Below are 14300 nucleotides of genomic sequence, written 5' to 3' on the forward strand. Positions count from 1 at the left end.
ACAATGCAAACTTTAAAAGCTGAAGAATTGACGGAAACATACGGAACCAAGGTGCTTTTTCAAAAAATAAATTTCCTGATCAATGAACGCGACCGCATTGGCTTAATTGGGACAAATGGGACGGGAAAAACCAGTTTACTAAATGTGATTGCCCAAATTGATCATCAGGATGCTGGTGAAATTGAAAAGCCCAAAAATTATACCATCGGTTATCTTCGGCAAACACCGCAACTGGATGCCAATCTGACCATTATGGATGCTATTTTTGCCGGATCGCAGGCTGTTTTTAAAACCATTCGCTTTTACGAACAAGCCCTGGACAAATACGGTACGGACCCAGAAAACACAGAAAATCAGCGGCAATTTGAACTCGCAGAGCAAAAAATGAACCAGGAAAATGCTTGGGAAGCCGAGAGTAACGTTAAAACTATTCTGACACAACTTCACATTTCTAACCTTAATCAAAAAATAGCGACCTTATCCGGTGGGCAACAAAAGCGAGTGGATTTGGCTCAGACCCTTATTCAAGCCCCGGATCTCTTAATGCTAGATGAACCGACTAACCATCTGGATTTTGATTCCATTGCTTGGCTAGAACAATATCTAGCAGCTTATAAGGGTGCTTTACTGATTGTGACCCATGATCGTTATTTCTTGGATCGCGTAGCTAACCAGATTTGGGAACTCAGTTTTGGAACGCTCCAACAGTATCCAGGAAATTATCAAGCCTACGTTGCCGAGAAAGCCACCCAAGAAGTGCAAGCAAACGCCAAAAGCGAAAAAGCGGCACGTCTTTACAAGCAAGAGTTAGCCTGGATGCAACGGGGGCCAAAAGCACGGGGGACGAAACAACAAGCCCGAATCAATCGTTTTAACACCTTAAGCACAGCAGTCAATGCCCCCGCCAAAAAACAAGAAAATCTTTCAGTTCAACTGGGGCAACAGCGTTTGGGTAAAAAAGTCATCCAATTAAAAGCGGCCACCTTAAAATTGGGATCACATTTAATTTTGGACAATTTTTCAGAACTAATTCAGGCTGATGAACGGGTAGGCATTACCGGTAACAATGGTACTGGAAAATCCACGCTTCTAAACGTCATTGCGGGCCGGCAAAACTTAGATTCGGGTATCATTGAAATTGGCGAAACAGTTAGACTCGGGTATTACACGCAAAAAATCGAACCAATCCCAGAGGACAAGCGAATTATCAGTTACTTGAGCGAAGTTGGACAAGAGGTGTTAAATGCCAATGGTGATCACATTAGTGTGACCAATCTATTGGAACAATTTCTCTTCCCACGCGCTATGCATGGAACGCTGATTCGTAAGCTGTCTGGTGGTGAGAAACGGCGATTGTATTTATTGAAAATCTTGATGCAACAACCCAATGTTTTGCTTTTGGACGAGCCTACCAACGATCTTGATATTGGCACCCTGACCGTTTTAGAAGATTATTTAGCACACTTTCGGGGAACCGTAATTACCGTCTCTCATGACCGGTATTTCCTAAACAAGGTTGCTGATCATCTCTTAATTTTTGAAGGGAACGGCGTCATTCAACGTTATACCGGACAATTTACGGATTATTTAAAACAAGTGACAGCTGTTGATCAGAGTCATAAAACGCGTGAGGGAGCCAAAAAAGCTGCTCCCGACAAGGCAAAAGAAAAAACAGCTAAACCTGCCAAAAAAGTAAAACTGACATATGCAGAACAACTTGAGTGGCAATCTATTGAGAACGAAATTGATCTATTAGAGCAAAACAAACGTGATTTACAAGAGGAAATGACCACGATTTCCGAGGATTATGGGCGATTAGCTGATTTACAAAAGCAAATTGAAGCCTTAGACGCTCAAATTGATCACAAAATGACACGCTGGGAATATTTGAGCCAGTATGTCGACGAGTAAAGGATAGCTAAGGAGGATCAAAAATGTTAGAACAGCCATATTTAGACTTGGAAGCTTACGTTTTGAAAAACGGAAATTACAAACACGATCGCACAGGAACCGGGACGTATAGCACGTTTGGCTATCAAATGCGTTTTGATTTGGCCAAGGGATTTCCGTTGTTAACCACCAAAAAAGTGCCATTTGGCTTAATTAAAAGCGAATTAATGTGGTTTTTGCATGGCGATACGAATATTCGTTACCTATTGCAACATCACAACCATATTTGGGATGAATGGGCGTTCAAGAAATGGATTGAAAGTGATCAATATACGGGTCCTGATATGGCTGATTTTGGCCGTCGTTCCTTAATCGATCCTGATTTTGCCGCTGATTATAAGGAACAGAAAAAGATATTTGATCAAAAAATTTTAACTGATGATGCCTTTGCCGAAACATTTGGTGATCTTGGCAACGTCTATGGCAGCCAGTGGCGGGCTTGGAAAACTTCCACCGGCGGCACAATCGACCAAATCAGTGATGTCATTCACACAATCAAAACGAATCCCGATTCCAGGCGAATGATTGTTTCCGCTTGGAATCCCGAAGATATTTCTTCAATGGCCCTGCCACCGTGCCACACAATGTTTCAATTTTACGTGAGTGATGGTAAATTGAGCTGTCAACTTTATCAGCGCAGTGGCGATATTTTTCTAGGGGTGCCGTTTAATATTGCCAGTTATGCTTTGTTAACCTGCCTAATCGCCAAAGAAACGGGCCTGCAGCCAGGTGAGTTTATCCATACTTTGGGGGATGCTCATATTTACACTAACCACATTGAACAAGTAAAAACCCAGCTTTCCCGAACCCCGCGTGAGGCACCACGTCTTATAATTGCAAGCGAGGCAAAAAGTATTTTTGATTATGACTTCAAAGATATCCGGGTTGAAGGCTATGATCCTTACCCAGCAATCAAAGCACCAGTTGCAGTATAAAGGAGTGATCAGCTTGCTAGCATTCATCTGGGCAGAAGACCAAAATGGCATCATTGGCGACGATAATCATTTACCGTGGCGAATTCCTGATGATACGCAATATTTTAAGCAAATCACAACAGGACATACCGTGGTAATGGGAAGAAAAACGTTTGACTCCTTTGGGGCAAGACCTTTGCCCCAGCGCCTAAATGTTATTTTGACCCGTCAAAGTAATCTCAAAGAGACGGATAACTTGAAAGTGTCTCACTCAATCCATGAAATTCTAACTCAGTACGACCGATCGGATCGCTGGCTTTTTATCATTGGCGGTAAAGAAGTGTATGCACAGTTCTACCCTTATGTCCAAAGACTTTATCGCACTAAGATTCATGCAGCGTTCAAAGGGGATACGCAGATGATTCCTATTGATTATTCTGAGTGGCGTTTAATGCAATCGAGCGAAGGGCATGGCCCGGAACAAAATCCAATCCCACATACCTTTGAGGTCTATGAAAAGCTTGTATAAACCCACACTAATAATGAAAATATAGGAATTGTCTGTTATAATCAATTCATGTAAATATTACTGTGTAGAAAGTGTGAGTTTCAATGGCAAAGATTAAAATTGTGACTGATTCCTCTTGCGGCGTCACAGATCAAGAGGCTAAAGATTACAACATTACAATTGTTCCCTTAACTGTTATGATTGATGACACCATTTATGTGGAACGCGAAACAATTACGAACGAAGAATTCCTAACTAAAATGCAAAATTCTAAGGCATTGCCTAAAACCAGCCAACCGCCCATCGGAAAATTTGTTGAAGTTTTCGATAAGTTAGGTGCGGACGATAGTCAGATCATTTGTTTTAACATGTTGGAAGCCATCAGTGGCACCGTCCATGCAGCAGAACAGGCAGCCCAGCTTTCCAAGGCGGATGTGACCGTCGTGGATAGCCAAACAACTGACCGCGCACTTGCTTTTCAAGTGATTGCAGCGGCTAAAATGGCAGCGGCTGGACGATCACGTGAAGAAATTTTGAAGACCGCCGAAGATATTCGTGATCATACCAAACTTTTCATGGGCGTTATGACTTTAGATAATTTGGTCAAGGGTGGACGGATTAATCGGATGACAGGCATGATTTCTGGCCTGCTGAACATCAAAATTGTGTTACAGGTCACGGAAGGCGAATTGAAAGTTGTGGCTAAAGGACGAGGCATGAAGACGATTAGCCGCTTCTTTGATGAAGTTTGTGAAAAAATGGCTAAAACGCCGAACATCAAATCAATTGGAATTTCTCATGTGGGGGCTTTGGACACCATTGCGCCAATTAAAGATAGAATTCAAGAGATGTTTCCAAACATTAATATTCTGGTACGAGAAACGGTGCCGATTATTGCAACCCATGGCGGCCCTGGTGCATTTGCCTTAATGTATTATACGGGAGATTAAAGATCGATTAACGGGACAATTGGTGGAAAATTAACCATCATTTGTCCTGTGTTTGTATTAAAATAAAGCATCATTTCAAGGAGCGTCACAATGAAAAAAATCGCCGATTGGCTAATTATGATCCTTGTTTTCGTGGTAATCGTGATCTTAGTTGTATTCGGACTAAATTATTATTTTCCGCAACATTCTGACAATACACCCACGGATTCAAACCGTACTGTTCATAAACTTGCCAAAACGCAGAAGAAAAAAGTTCAAATCACCGCTTTGGGAGATTCTTTAACTCAAGGAGTGGGTGATAACAAAAAAGAAGCTGGGTACACAAAACGCTTGGGCAAGAAGTTACATCAAAAGTACTACTTGCAAGCGACGGTTAAAAATTATGGTATTGCGGGTGAACGAAGTGACCAGATTTTAAAACGGGTGACGACCAGCGTCAAATTACAAAAGGCGCTCAAGAATTCAGATGCCATCATTCTAACAGTTGGCGGCAATGATCTTTTCCAGGCGTTACAAAAATATTCAACTGCCTCACAAGGAAAGTTTACCCTAGCTCTGGAACGTTTAAATCTGAGGTACGCCACTGAAGTTCAGAAATTACTTAAACAAATTCGGCACTATAATGCAAAGGCACCTATCTACGTTTTTGGCATTTACAACCCGTTTTTCGTTTATTTTCCTAATATTACGCAGATTAACCGGGCAGTAGCCAATTTTGACGAAACCACTAAAGCAGCTGTTTCACAATCATCAGCAGCTTACTTTATCTCCGTCAACAAGTTGCTTTCACGAGGACAATATCAAAGTACTGAGGCGCTAAGCAAGCTTAAACAGAGTTCCAGTGCGAAATCCATAGAGGATATGCAAATTAGTAAAATCGAGCAGAACCTTGAGAACACAAAAGAAAAAAATATCTATCTTTCAAGTGATGATCATTTTCACCCCAATGCACGGGGGTATGATCAAATGACTCGCCTGTTGGTAAGAAGTATGAATATTCACGATAAATGGCTTTATAAGGACTGACGAAATATGCAAACCAAGCAACAACCGATTCAGAAAAAACGCCCCAATCTATGGAAATGGGCTTTCATTGCTTTATTAGCTTGCTTAGTGGCGCTGGGCATCTTCTTTCATACGCGAATTGCGAACACACCAATTCCTAAAAACCAGACAACTGCTTCAGCTACACCAGCAAGTTCTTTTGACGTTACCCTAAACAGGAAACAGCTAAACGCCTTAATGGCAGCTTATTTAAAGCCTTATCAAACAAATAAGAACTTTTCTTACCAATTAAAAGTGAATAAACAGGTGCTTTTAATTGGTAAGGTGAAAGTACTCGGCAGCAACGTGAATTACGCTTTATCGCTTGAACCACGGGTTACTTCCTCCGGTAACATTGTCCTATCAGCTAAACATTTAGCCGTCGGAGCTTTGAGTATCTCGCCGAAGATGGTTCTTGCCTACATTGGTGCAAACTATAACTTACCTAAATGGATCACGATCAAGGGAAAAGTCATTACCTTAAACCTGCAAAAGATAAAGACCCCCAATGGGATTTACTTCAAGGCGAAGAAACTCGACATTCCCGACAACAAATTCGTCTTTAGCGTCAACATCCCCAAACAGAATGAGGAGGTAAAATGATGAGTAAAACATTCTATCAGTTTTTAATGACGCAACGGAATCCTGGAAGTTACGATCCCATTGCTGAATTCGCTAATAATGCCTTTTTTGACCAAGCTTTTCCCAAGCAATCACAAGATTTTAATGAAATTTCTAAATACTTGGAGTTGAATGGCAATTATTTGCCTTCAATGACGGTTTTTGATGATGCATGGCAGAAGTATCTTGAAACCAATACTCATAGTTAGGAAGCCAGTATATGAAAAATAAACAACCAAAATTCGTAAAAAAAGCCACTCTAATTTGGTCAATTCTCATTGCTTTACTTGTGGGTGGTGGAATTGCCTATACCGTCGCTTACTTTCAGACCAGAACAATTGTCAGTCAGGCCCAAGCCACTTCAGCTTCCATGCAAAAAATCGAAGCTGTTTATAATAATATTCAAACGAACTATTATAAATCCGTGAGTGCGTCTAAAGTGACCAATGGCGCAATAAAAGGAATGATTTCTGCACTTGACGATCCTTTTTCGGAGTACATGGATAAGTCAGAAGCGACAAGTTTGAATAATCAAATTTCTTCTAGTTTTTCGGGGATCGGTGCCGAAGTACAAAAATCTGGTCAGTATATCAAAATCATTTCGCCGATTAAGGGGACCCCAGCTAAAAAAGCCGGTCTTTTACCCGGCGACGTGATCACCGCAGTTAATGGCAAGTCAATTGCTGGTAAAACCATTACGCAAGCAGTGAATTTGATGCGCGGTAAAATCGGAACCAAAGTCACTTTAACCATCAAGCGTGGCGGTAAGTCCTTTAAACAAACCCTAACACGTGCAAAAATTCCAGTTAGCACTGTGAACACGAAACTGGTGGATAAAAAAATTGGTTACATTCAAATTACTTCAGTTTCTGAGCGAACCGCTTCTGAACTCAAAGCGGCTCTGAAGAAGCTAGATAAAAAAGGTGCAACTGCCTACGTTTTGGATGTGCGCGATAATCCGGGGGGCTTAATGGACCAAGCACTTAAGATGGCTTCCATGTTCCTAAAAAACGGAAAAACCATTATGCGGGTTCAAACAAAGAATGGTCAGCAGCAGATCTATAAGGCTGGCAAAAAATATGATGGCGGCTATAAGGTCACTAAACCGGTCGCGGTACTCATGAACGGGGGTAGTGCGAGTGCAGCCGAAATTTTTGCAGCCGCTTTACATCAGTCTGCAGACGCGCCGCTCATTGGCACTCAATCTTATGGGAAAGGGACCGTTCAAACTGTGAGTGACTTCACGGATAAAAGCGAAATGAAAATTACCATTGCTAAGTGGTTAACACCCAATGGGGATTGGATCAATAAAAAGGGCTTAACACCAACGTATAAAGCCGATTATCCGAAATATGCTTATCTTCAACTGATTAACACTAAGAAAACCTATCAGTTAGGTGACGTTTCTTCCGAAGTGAAAACCTTACAAAAGGAACTAACTGCTTTAGGCTACTTCTCGGGAAAGACCAATGGTTACTTCGGTAAAACGACGCAGACAGCTGTTCAAAATTATCAGAAGAAAGCTGGTCTTACCATTACCGGGAAGGCAGATGCCAAAACAGTGGTCAATTTAGAAACCAAAGTACAAGCAAAAGTAGCCCAAAATGATCGGGCATTGGCGAAAGCAGAGTCGCTCTTAAGCAAATAAGGTCGCAACAAGGTCCGTTTTTTCGCGGATCTTGTTTTTTATATAAAAATCGATCGCTAAAAACCGCCACAATGGGAATATTAATTGTCACCTTCTTTTTGGACGTTTAAAATTTAATTATTGGCAATACAATTATCTGTAAAAACAAAACTTATTCGAAAAGAGGCTGGTTTAATGTGGCTACTTATTGGGGCTAAATTAGTGATTGGGTTGATTGGCTTGTTAATTGTTGTTCGCTTGCTTGGAAAAAAGTCAATGGCAGAAATTACACCATTCGATTTAATTTATACGTTAGTGCTTGGCGGGATCCTGGAAGAAACAGTTTACGACGAACAGGTTCATCTTGGTCATCTTTTGTTTGCGATTGGGATTTGGGCCCTCTTGATTTTTTTCATTGAAAAAGTTGTCCAGAAAAATGAAAGAATCAACCGCTGGATAAAAGGAGAACCGTCTATTCTTATCAAAGACGGGGTTCTTAATGTTAAAGAAATTGACCGAAACAAGATCGAAATGGAGCAACTGCGTGAAATGGCACGCCAAAACCAGTGCTTTTCTTTAGAAAATGCGCGCCACATTATTTTGGAAAACGCTGGTCAAGTTAGTATGATTGTCAAGTCTGAAAAAGACAAGGTCTTAGCAATCATGCTTGTCGATCAGGGAAAAATTCAAAAAAAAGTGCTCGCATCTTATGATTTAAGCGAAGACTGGTTACGAGCAAATTTAGCCAAATTAGGCTTCGTTGCTTTGGAGAAGCTTGTTTACGTAGAATGGTCACAAGAAAAGGGGTTTTATGTCATTACACCAGAAAAGACCACCAACCAAATTTACCGTATTGATGGCTAATCACGGTTATTTTGGGCGCACATGGCCATCGCGCGTTCGAGGTCAAAATCAAAAGTCTAATGAAGCGCCAAACTTGCATCATGTTGACCGAACGCGTATGATGGAATCTGAAAACTGAATATAGATTTCTTCGGGGCAGGGTGCAATTCCCGACCGACGGTAACAACTTAGTAGAGTTGAAGTCCGTGACCTGCGTGTAGCAGTGGACCCAGTGAAAGTCTGGGACCGACAGTAAAGTCTGGATGGGAGAAGAAATAGCGCTAATTTTTCATACCAATGGAAATGCTTTTTTGGCATTTCAAATTCTCGTATGAAATCTTATTTAGCTTATCAATAAATGGGCCTCGCATTTTTAAATGCGGGGCCTTTTTTCGTGAGGTGAATAGGATGGATGATACTTATTTTATGAAACTTGCTTTTCAAGAAGCAAAAAAGGCAAGGGGCAGCACGTGGACAAATCCGCTCGTGGGCGCTCTAATTGTGAAGGAAAACCAGATTCTTTCACGTGGTTACCATCACCTGTTTGGTGGTGATCATGCCGAGGTTGAAGCCTTTAAGGGTTTGGTTAATCCCAACCAAGCTGAGGGAGCCACGATGTACGTCACGCTTGAACCTTGTAGTCATTATGGCAAAACACCGCCATGTGCACTAAAAATTACCAAAATGGGCATTCACCGGGTTGTGATTGGACAAAAGGATCCCAACCCCCTTGTATGTGGGAAGGGGATACAGATCCTTAAAGAAGCCGGAATTCAGGTTACAGTTTTAGGAGTTACTGCCAAAATGAACGAAAAATACAATTTCTTTTATCAGCAAAAAAGACCGTTTATCACGCTGAAATATGCCATGACTTTAGATGGCAAAATCAATTTTGAGCATGGTAGGCGAAGTCTTGTCAGTAACCACGCGGCTTATTTAGATAGTCAAAAGCTCCGGGCTGCCCAACAGGCGATCCTGATTGGCGAAAATACTTTAATGATTGACAACCCGCATTTAACCATTAGGACACAAAAGCTGGCTTTTGAACCGATTAGAATTCTTTTAGTTAAGGATGTCGATAAATTAGATCCAAATCTTAAAATCTTTACCACAAACAGCCCAATTTGGATATTGAGTCGACACGTTTCAAAAAGAAAATGGCTTCCAAACATTTTGGTTTTTACCGATAAAAATTGGGCAGTAACTAAAATTCTTGAATTTTTGACCCTGCATGGTATTCAATCCCTGTTGGTGGAAGGCGGTAGTCATGTGCAAGCCGCTTTTGTCCGTAAACAATTGGTAGATGAATTGGTCGTTTATATGGCCCCAAAACTTTTTGGTGGGACTGCTCTGCCAGCAATTAGGGGCGTCGAAAGTTTGAAGGTTCTCGATATGAAGATCACTAAAGTCAAACAACTGGCTGATAACATTCGAATAGAAGCAAGGAGGAATGATTTTGTTTACCGGAATTATTAAAGATATGGGCGTTATCAAAAAAGTACAAAACGGTTCAGACGCTTTTAATCTCCGCATTGAAACAGCATTGACGAACCAAATCCACAGCAAACTTGGTGACAGTATCGCTGTAAATGGCGTCTGCCTGACAATTACAAAATTATATAACGATGGTTTTGAAGTGAATATCATGCCTGAAACGGTTAGACGAACTAATGTGCACCAGCTGCAAGAAAAAAGTCAGGTGAACCTTGAACCCGCCTTATTACCTACTGATCGAATTGACGGTCATTTTGTCCTTGGACATGTGGATACAACCGCCACCTTAATTAAGAAGCAGGTTGAAAAGAATGCGGTGACGTTTAGCTTTAAATTTCCTCATAAGTATGCACGCTACATCGTGGAAAAGGGTTCGATTGCTTTAGATGGTGTGAGTTTAACGATTGTCAGTGTTTACCAGAGCACTTTTTCGGTAAGTTTAATTCCGCATACTTTGGAACACACTATTTTAAAGCAATTGCAAATGGGTTCATTAGTTAATCTTGAAACCGATATACTTGGCAAATATATTCTAAATCAGGGAGAGAAATAAAAATGAAAAGTAACTCGACAATCATTAAGGTTGAAAATGCGCTCCAAACGTTACAAGAAGGCCGCTTAGTCATCGTAACAGATTCAAAAGACCGGGAAGCAGAGGGGGATATGGTAGGGTTGGCTCAGTACGCAACGCCTGAAACGGTCAACCAAATGATCCGTAAAGCGCGCGGACTTCTGTGTGTGCCCATGACGCAAGCAATCGCAACCCGCCTCCACTTATCCAAGATGACGGGAGATGAAACGGAGCCGTTTGGTACAGCTTTTACATTAAGTGCGGATGCCAAATCAACGACTACCGGAATTTCTGCCTTCGATCGGGCGGCAACGATCAAACAATTAGCAGATGTTACGAAGACTGCCGATGATTTTTTTCATCCTGGTCACGTTTTTCCGTTGGTTGCTAAGGCACATGGTGTACTGCAACGTGGTGGCCACACCGAGGCAGCAGTTGATTTGGCCAAGCTAGCCCATGCGGTTCCCGTAGCTTACATTTGCGAGATTTTGAAAAAAGATGGTCATATGGCTCGATCACGCGAATTAAAAGCTTTTGCAGAAGGCATGCAAATGCCCTTGATCACGATTCAGGATATTAAACAGTATCGTTACATCAAAAATATCGATGTCCTTAATCCAATTCCTAAAATTAAACTTCCCAGTACCTTTGGCAATTTCAATTTAGAGGCTTTTGAAACCCCAATCACCAAAGAACCCGCACTGCTGATCTCGAAAGGAAATTTGAATTCCCATCAACCTTTGTTATTGAGAATTCATTCTGAATGCCTAACTGGTGACGTCTTTGGATCAACACGGTGTGATTGCGGCGAGCAATTACACGCAGCACTAAGAAAAATCGAAGCGAATGGGTCTGGGGCGCTTATTTATTTACGCCAAGAAGGACGCGGAATTGGCCTTATCAATAAATTGAAAGCCTATAAACTGCAAGAAAATGGATTTGATACGGTAGATGCGAATCTGCATTTAGGCTTTGAACCCGATCAAAGAGACTATGGTATCGTGGCGTCAATTCTAAAAACTATGGGTGTTCAGCAAGTGAAACTCATGACAAATAACCCCAATAAAATGAATCAATTAAAGGCATTGGGGATTGACATCATCACAAGAATTCCATTAGAAATCCCAGCCACAAAGGAAGATCAAAAGTATCTAGAGACGAAAAAACACAAACTTAATCACTTACTTAAGGGAGTTCAATAATGAAAGAATATAAAGGAACGATGAATGGCAAAAACAAGCGCGTTGGAATTGTGGTTGCTGATTTTAACGACCTTGTAACACAGAAACTCTTGACCGGTGCTATTGATGAATTACAAAAATTAGGGATCGAATCTAAAAATCTCACAGTTGTCCACGTACCAGGGGCATTTGAACTTCCCCGAGGGGCAAAACAATTAAGTCTGACAAAAGCATATGACGGTTTGATTGCCTTGGGATCTGTTATTAAAGGGGAAACTTCTCATTACGATTACATTTGTTCGCAAACTGCTAATCGTCTTGCTCAGGTCTCACTTGAAGGTCAAGTTGCTGTCATGTTTGGGGTGCTAACAACTGACAATCTGGAACAGGCAATTAATCGTGCCGGTGGTAAAGGTGGAAATAAAGGTCGAGAATGTGCTCAAGGCCTTGTACAAATGATGGGACTAGATGACTGGCTAACAACAGCCTCATAAATTCAAGAGCTGGGAATGTAAGCATTCATTCTCAACTCTTTTTTTATGGTATGATCAGTTTGAAAAAAAGGCTTAGAAAGTGCACTAAGTTCCAAAAGTACTGTTTGCCTAAAGACGCCGTTCTAACTCATCGCTTTAAGGAGGAAACATGAATCTATACAAAGCAAATATCAACCGTCTGACTCATTTTTATGGCAGTGATTTCTTTAAGTATCTGAAAACCAACGACCCGACATATATTGCTAAGTTGGCGGAACAACTCTGTCCTGATCCTGATCATGACGATTTTAGTTTATACATCGCGTTAGGCCAAAAGTTTCATTTAACGGCTTATCGCAATACCTTAATTGAGACGGTTGCTAATCACAAAATTTTTCTTGCGGCAGATGTTATTTGTGGTCGCAAACAACTAATGACGATTCATCCTCAATTTGAAATGTGGATTCAAGATTATGAAAGTATCCGGCAGAATCTAAATCTTCATTTTATTTGGCCTAAACACAAATTACCTACAATTAATACTTACCGTTATACGATTTATCGTGACCGCATGGATTATTTGCTTTTTGATCTGCAGCACTATTTTCAAGGCGAAGTTACGCCCATGAGCCGTGCTTATGAGAATGAAACCACCAAACTTTGGTTAACTAAATTCAAACATAGTTTTCCAAATTTTATTGACTCCATGCAACTCCAGGCTTTCGTCGACCACGACTATCAAGTATTAGATATTGCTAGTCGTCAGCAAAAACGACTTCATGCTTTCCTGTCACCAACACAATTACACCTTTCAATTCAACCATATCTCGAAAATCTTTTATGGTTAATTCATCAAGATAAATTCAATTAAAGTAATTTGATATGCATAAAAGTAATGACCGATTATAACAACTAGATATATTTCAACTTTGATATTGTGCTCTACAATGAAGGTACGGAAAAGATGGCATAGCAAACACGTCAAGACCTTTGTGAATGAAGTATCTCGCTGTTTTAGACTAGGTAAATTAGCTAGAAGTTTATTAGTATGAGAGGAGACGAAATTGAATAAAAAAGATAAAATTGTCATTTTAGGTATTACCGGGTATATGGGTTCTTGGTTAGCAGCATCCTTAACTCAATTAGGTTTTACGAATCTGACGGGTACTTTTCATAACTCACAGAAATTTGCATCCTTAACACAGAAATTGCCAAATGTCCGCGGTGTTAGGGCAGATATGCTCACGGAACCCACAAAAATTCTGCAAGCTCTCCAAGGTGCAAAGTGGGTGTTCAATGATACCGCGCCATTTACGGGTGAAGAAAGAGCCATCACTGACTTTGTCACAACCAAGCTGAAAGCCGTCAACAATTTATTTTGGGCAATCTCACAAGTTAAATCAGTTGAAAAATTGGTCCATATTGGCTCGATTGGTGCAATTGGTTACGGAAATACGGATCCTCACAAGACGGTTTTTACTGAGGCTGATTGGACGGATGTGACCCACATGGATTATCCCTACGATCGATTCGCCGTTATGAAAGTCAAGGAAGAAAAACGGATTTGGGATCTCAGTCATATTTTAGGTTTGAAAACGACGATTATTCATCCCACGAATGTGATTGGACCTAGCTTTCTGGAATGGAACCATGACATGATTAATGCCTATTTGAAGAATCGGCCTTACCTAGTTGATGGGCCGATGGACAGTGTTGATGTCCGGGATATCGCAGGGTTACAAATTGATGCAATGGAAAAATCTCAATTTGATGGAAAACGAGTCATGGGGTTGGGCTTTACGCTTAATTTTAGTGAATTGCTCAAAATCGTACGTGCACACTTAACGAAGACACAAATTGAGCGCTTATTTATAAGCCTTCCGCAGTTGATTACTGTGGATGAGGCCCTTTTTCTTTGGTCATCTGTTTCCTATACAAGTTTTTATAAAGATCAGGCTCCTAGATTACAAAAAAAAGCGGTTTATCGAACGATGTATCCAGGATTATACACTTATCAGTATACCGATCCGCAGCCCACGATTAATCGCGCTTTGGACAAAATGCTCGAAAGTCAGCACGAGTAGTCATCATAAATGAGTGTTATCAAATATAATTACCAGACAT

At 40.9% G+C, this 14300-nt stretch carries 15 protein-coding genes and 1 riboswitch; all 15 genes read left to right on the forward strand.

Annotated elements, in window-relative coordinates; translation table 11 throughout:
* Window positions 1-3 precede the first annotated feature (3 nt).
* The gene (locus ACLJJ6_RS04720) at window positions 4-1911 is read left to right on the forward strand and encodes an ABC-F family ATP-binding cassette domain-containing protein (protein WP_412990272.1); all 1908 of its coding nucleotides are present in this window, start codon (window positions 4-6) and stop codon (window positions 1909-1911) included.
* Window positions 1912-1934: 23 nt separating this feature from the next.
* The gene (locus ACLJJ6_RS04725; protein WP_412990273.1) at window positions 1935-2885 is read left to right on the forward strand and encodes a thymidylate synthase; all 951 of its coding nucleotides are present in this window, start codon (window positions 1935-1937) and stop codon (window positions 2883-2885) included.
* 13 nt (window positions 2886-2898) lie between these two features.
* Window positions 2899-3393 (forward strand): dihydrofolate reductase, encoded by a 495-nt coding sequence (locus ACLJJ6_RS04730; RefSeq protein WP_412990274.1) that lies wholly within the window; start codon window positions 2899-2901, stop codon window positions 3391-3393.
* A gap of 83 nt (window positions 3394-3476) precedes the next feature.
* Entirely contained in the window at window positions 3477-4322 is an 846-nt protein-coding gene (locus tag ACLJJ6_RS04735) for a DegV family protein (RefSeq protein WP_412990275.1), read from the forward strand.
* Between the two features lie 90 nt (window positions 4323-4412).
* The gene (locus ACLJJ6_RS04740; RefSeq protein ID WP_412990276.1) at window positions 4413-5348 is read left to right on the forward strand and encodes a GDSL-type esterase/lipase family protein; all 936 of its coding nucleotides are present in this window, start codon (window positions 4413-4415) and stop codon (window positions 5346-5348) included.
* Between the two features lie 6 nt (window positions 5349-5354).
* Window positions 5355-5969, forward strand: a complete 615-nt coding sequence (locus ACLJJ6_RS04745) for a YpmS family protein (protein WP_412990277.1) — start codon at window positions 5355-5357, stop codon at window positions 5967-5969.
* Entirely contained in the window at window positions 5969-6196 is a 228-nt protein-coding gene (locus tag ACLJJ6_RS04750) for a YozE family protein (RefSeq protein WP_412990278.1), read from the forward strand. The genes ACLJJ6_RS04745 and ACLJJ6_RS04750 overlap by 1 nt, the downstream gene beginning before the upstream one ends.
* Before the next feature lie 11 nt (window positions 6197-6207).
* The gene (locus ACLJJ6_RS04755) at window positions 6208-7635 is read left to right on the forward strand and encodes a S41 family peptidase (protein WP_412990279.1); all 1428 of its coding nucleotides are present in this window, start codon (window positions 6208-6210) and stop codon (window positions 7633-7635) included.
* Window positions 7636-7809: 174 nt separating this feature from the next.
* Window positions 7810-8478: a DUF421 domain-containing protein gene (locus ACLJJ6_RS04760; protein WP_412990280.1), complete on the forward strand. Its 669-nt coding sequence runs from the start codon at window positions 7810-7812 to the stop codon at window positions 8476-8478.
* A gap of 122 nt (window positions 8479-8600) precedes the next feature.
* Window positions 8601-8736, forward strand: a riboswitch (FMN riboswitch).
* 129 nt (window positions 8737-8865) lie between these two features.
* Window positions 8866-9933, forward strand: a complete 1068-nt coding sequence (gene ribD / locus ACLJJ6_RS04765; protein WP_412990281.1) for a bifunctional diaminohydroxyphosphoribosylaminopyrimidine deaminase/5-amino-6-(5-phosphoribosylamino)uracil reductase RibD — start codon at window positions 8866-8868, stop codon at window positions 9931-9933.
* Window positions 9914-10504, forward strand: coding sequence for a riboflavin synthase (locus tag ACLJJ6_RS04770; RefSeq protein WP_412990282.1), 591 nt, complete (start codon window positions 9914-9916; stop codon window positions 10502-10504). The genes ribD and ACLJJ6_RS04770 overlap by 20 nt, the downstream gene beginning before the upstream one ends.
* Before the next feature lie 2 nt (window positions 10505-10506).
* Entirely contained in the window at window positions 10507-11724 is a 1218-nt protein-coding gene (ribA, locus tag ACLJJ6_RS04775) for a GTP cyclohydrolase II (RefSeq protein WP_412990283.1), read from the forward strand.
* Window positions 11724-12197, forward strand: a complete 474-nt coding sequence (ribH, locus tag ACLJJ6_RS04780) for a 6,7-dimethyl-8-ribityllumazine synthase (protein ID WP_412990284.1) — start codon at window positions 11724-11726, stop codon at window positions 12195-12197. The genes ribA and ribH overlap by 1 nt, the downstream gene beginning before the upstream one ends.
* Window positions 12198-12345: 148 nt before the next feature.
* Complete coding sequence (locus ACLJJ6_RS04785) at window positions 12346-13047, forward strand: DUF6994 family protein (RefSeq protein ID WP_412990285.1); 702 nt, start codon at window positions 12346-12348, stop codon at window positions 13045-13047.
* 193 nt (window positions 13048-13240) lie between these two features.
* Window positions 13241-14260 carry an NAD-dependent epimerase/dehydratase family protein gene (locus tag ACLJJ6_RS04790; RefSeq protein WP_412990286.1) on the forward strand — a complete coding sequence of 340 codons (1020 nt, stop codon included), beginning with the start codon at window positions 13241-13243 and terminating at the stop codon, window positions 14258-14260.
* The last annotated feature ends 40 nt before the right edge of the window (window positions 14261-14300 follow it).

Origin of the sequence: Pediococcus siamensis, from assembly GCF_047220215.1 — a bacterium.
GTDB lineage: Bacteria > Bacillota > Bacilli > Lactobacillales > Lactobacillaceae > Pediococcus > Pediococcus siamensis.

Excerpts from the sequence above, each read along its gene's own strand:
- ACLJJ6_RS04720 (WP_412990272.1), top strand. The coding sequence starts at position 4 with ATGCAAACTTTAAAAGCTGAAGAATTGACGGAAACATACGGAACCAAG.
- ACLJJ6_RS04725 (WP_412990273.1), top strand. The coding sequence starts at position 1,935 with ATGTTAGAACAGCCATATTTAGACTTGGAAGCTTACGTTTTGAAAAAC.
- ACLJJ6_RS04735 (WP_412990275.1), top strand. The coding sequence starts at position 3,477 with ATGGCAAAGATTAAAATTGTGACTGATTCCTCTTGCGGCGTCACAGAT.
- ACLJJ6_RS04740 (WP_412990276.1), top strand. The coding sequence starts at position 4,413 with ATGAAAAAAATCGCCGATTGGCTAATTATGATCCTTGTTTTCGTGGTA.
- ACLJJ6_RS04745 (WP_412990277.1), top strand. The coding sequence starts at position 5,355 with ATGCAAACCAAGCAACAACCGATTCAGAAAAAACGCCCCAATCTATGG.
- ACLJJ6_RS04750 (WP_412990278.1), top strand. The coding sequence starts at position 5,969 with ATGAGTAAAACATTCTATCAGTTTTTAATGACGCAACGGAATCCTGGA.
- ACLJJ6_RS04755 (WP_412990279.1), top strand. The coding sequence starts at position 6,208 with ATGAAAAATAAACAACCAAAATTCGTAAAAAAAGCCACTCTAATTTGG.
- ACLJJ6_RS04760 (WP_412990280.1), top strand. The coding sequence starts at position 7,810 with ATGTGGCTACTTATTGGGGCTAAATTAGTGATTGGGTTGATTGGCTTG.
- ribD (WP_412990281.1), top strand. The coding sequence starts at position 8,866 with ATGGATGATACTTATTTTATGAAACTTGCTTTTCAAGAAGCAAAAAAG.
- ribA (WP_412990283.1), top strand. The coding sequence starts at position 10,507 with ATGAAAAGTAACTCGACAATCATTAAGGTTGAAAATGCGCTCCAAACG.
- ribH (WP_412990284.1), top strand. The coding sequence starts at position 11,724 with ATGAAAGAATATAAAGGAACGATGAATGGCAAAAACAAGCGCGTTGGA.
- ACLJJ6_RS04785 (WP_412990285.1), top strand. The coding sequence starts at position 12,346 with ATGAATCTATACAAAGCAAATATCAACCGTCTGACTCATTTTTATGGC.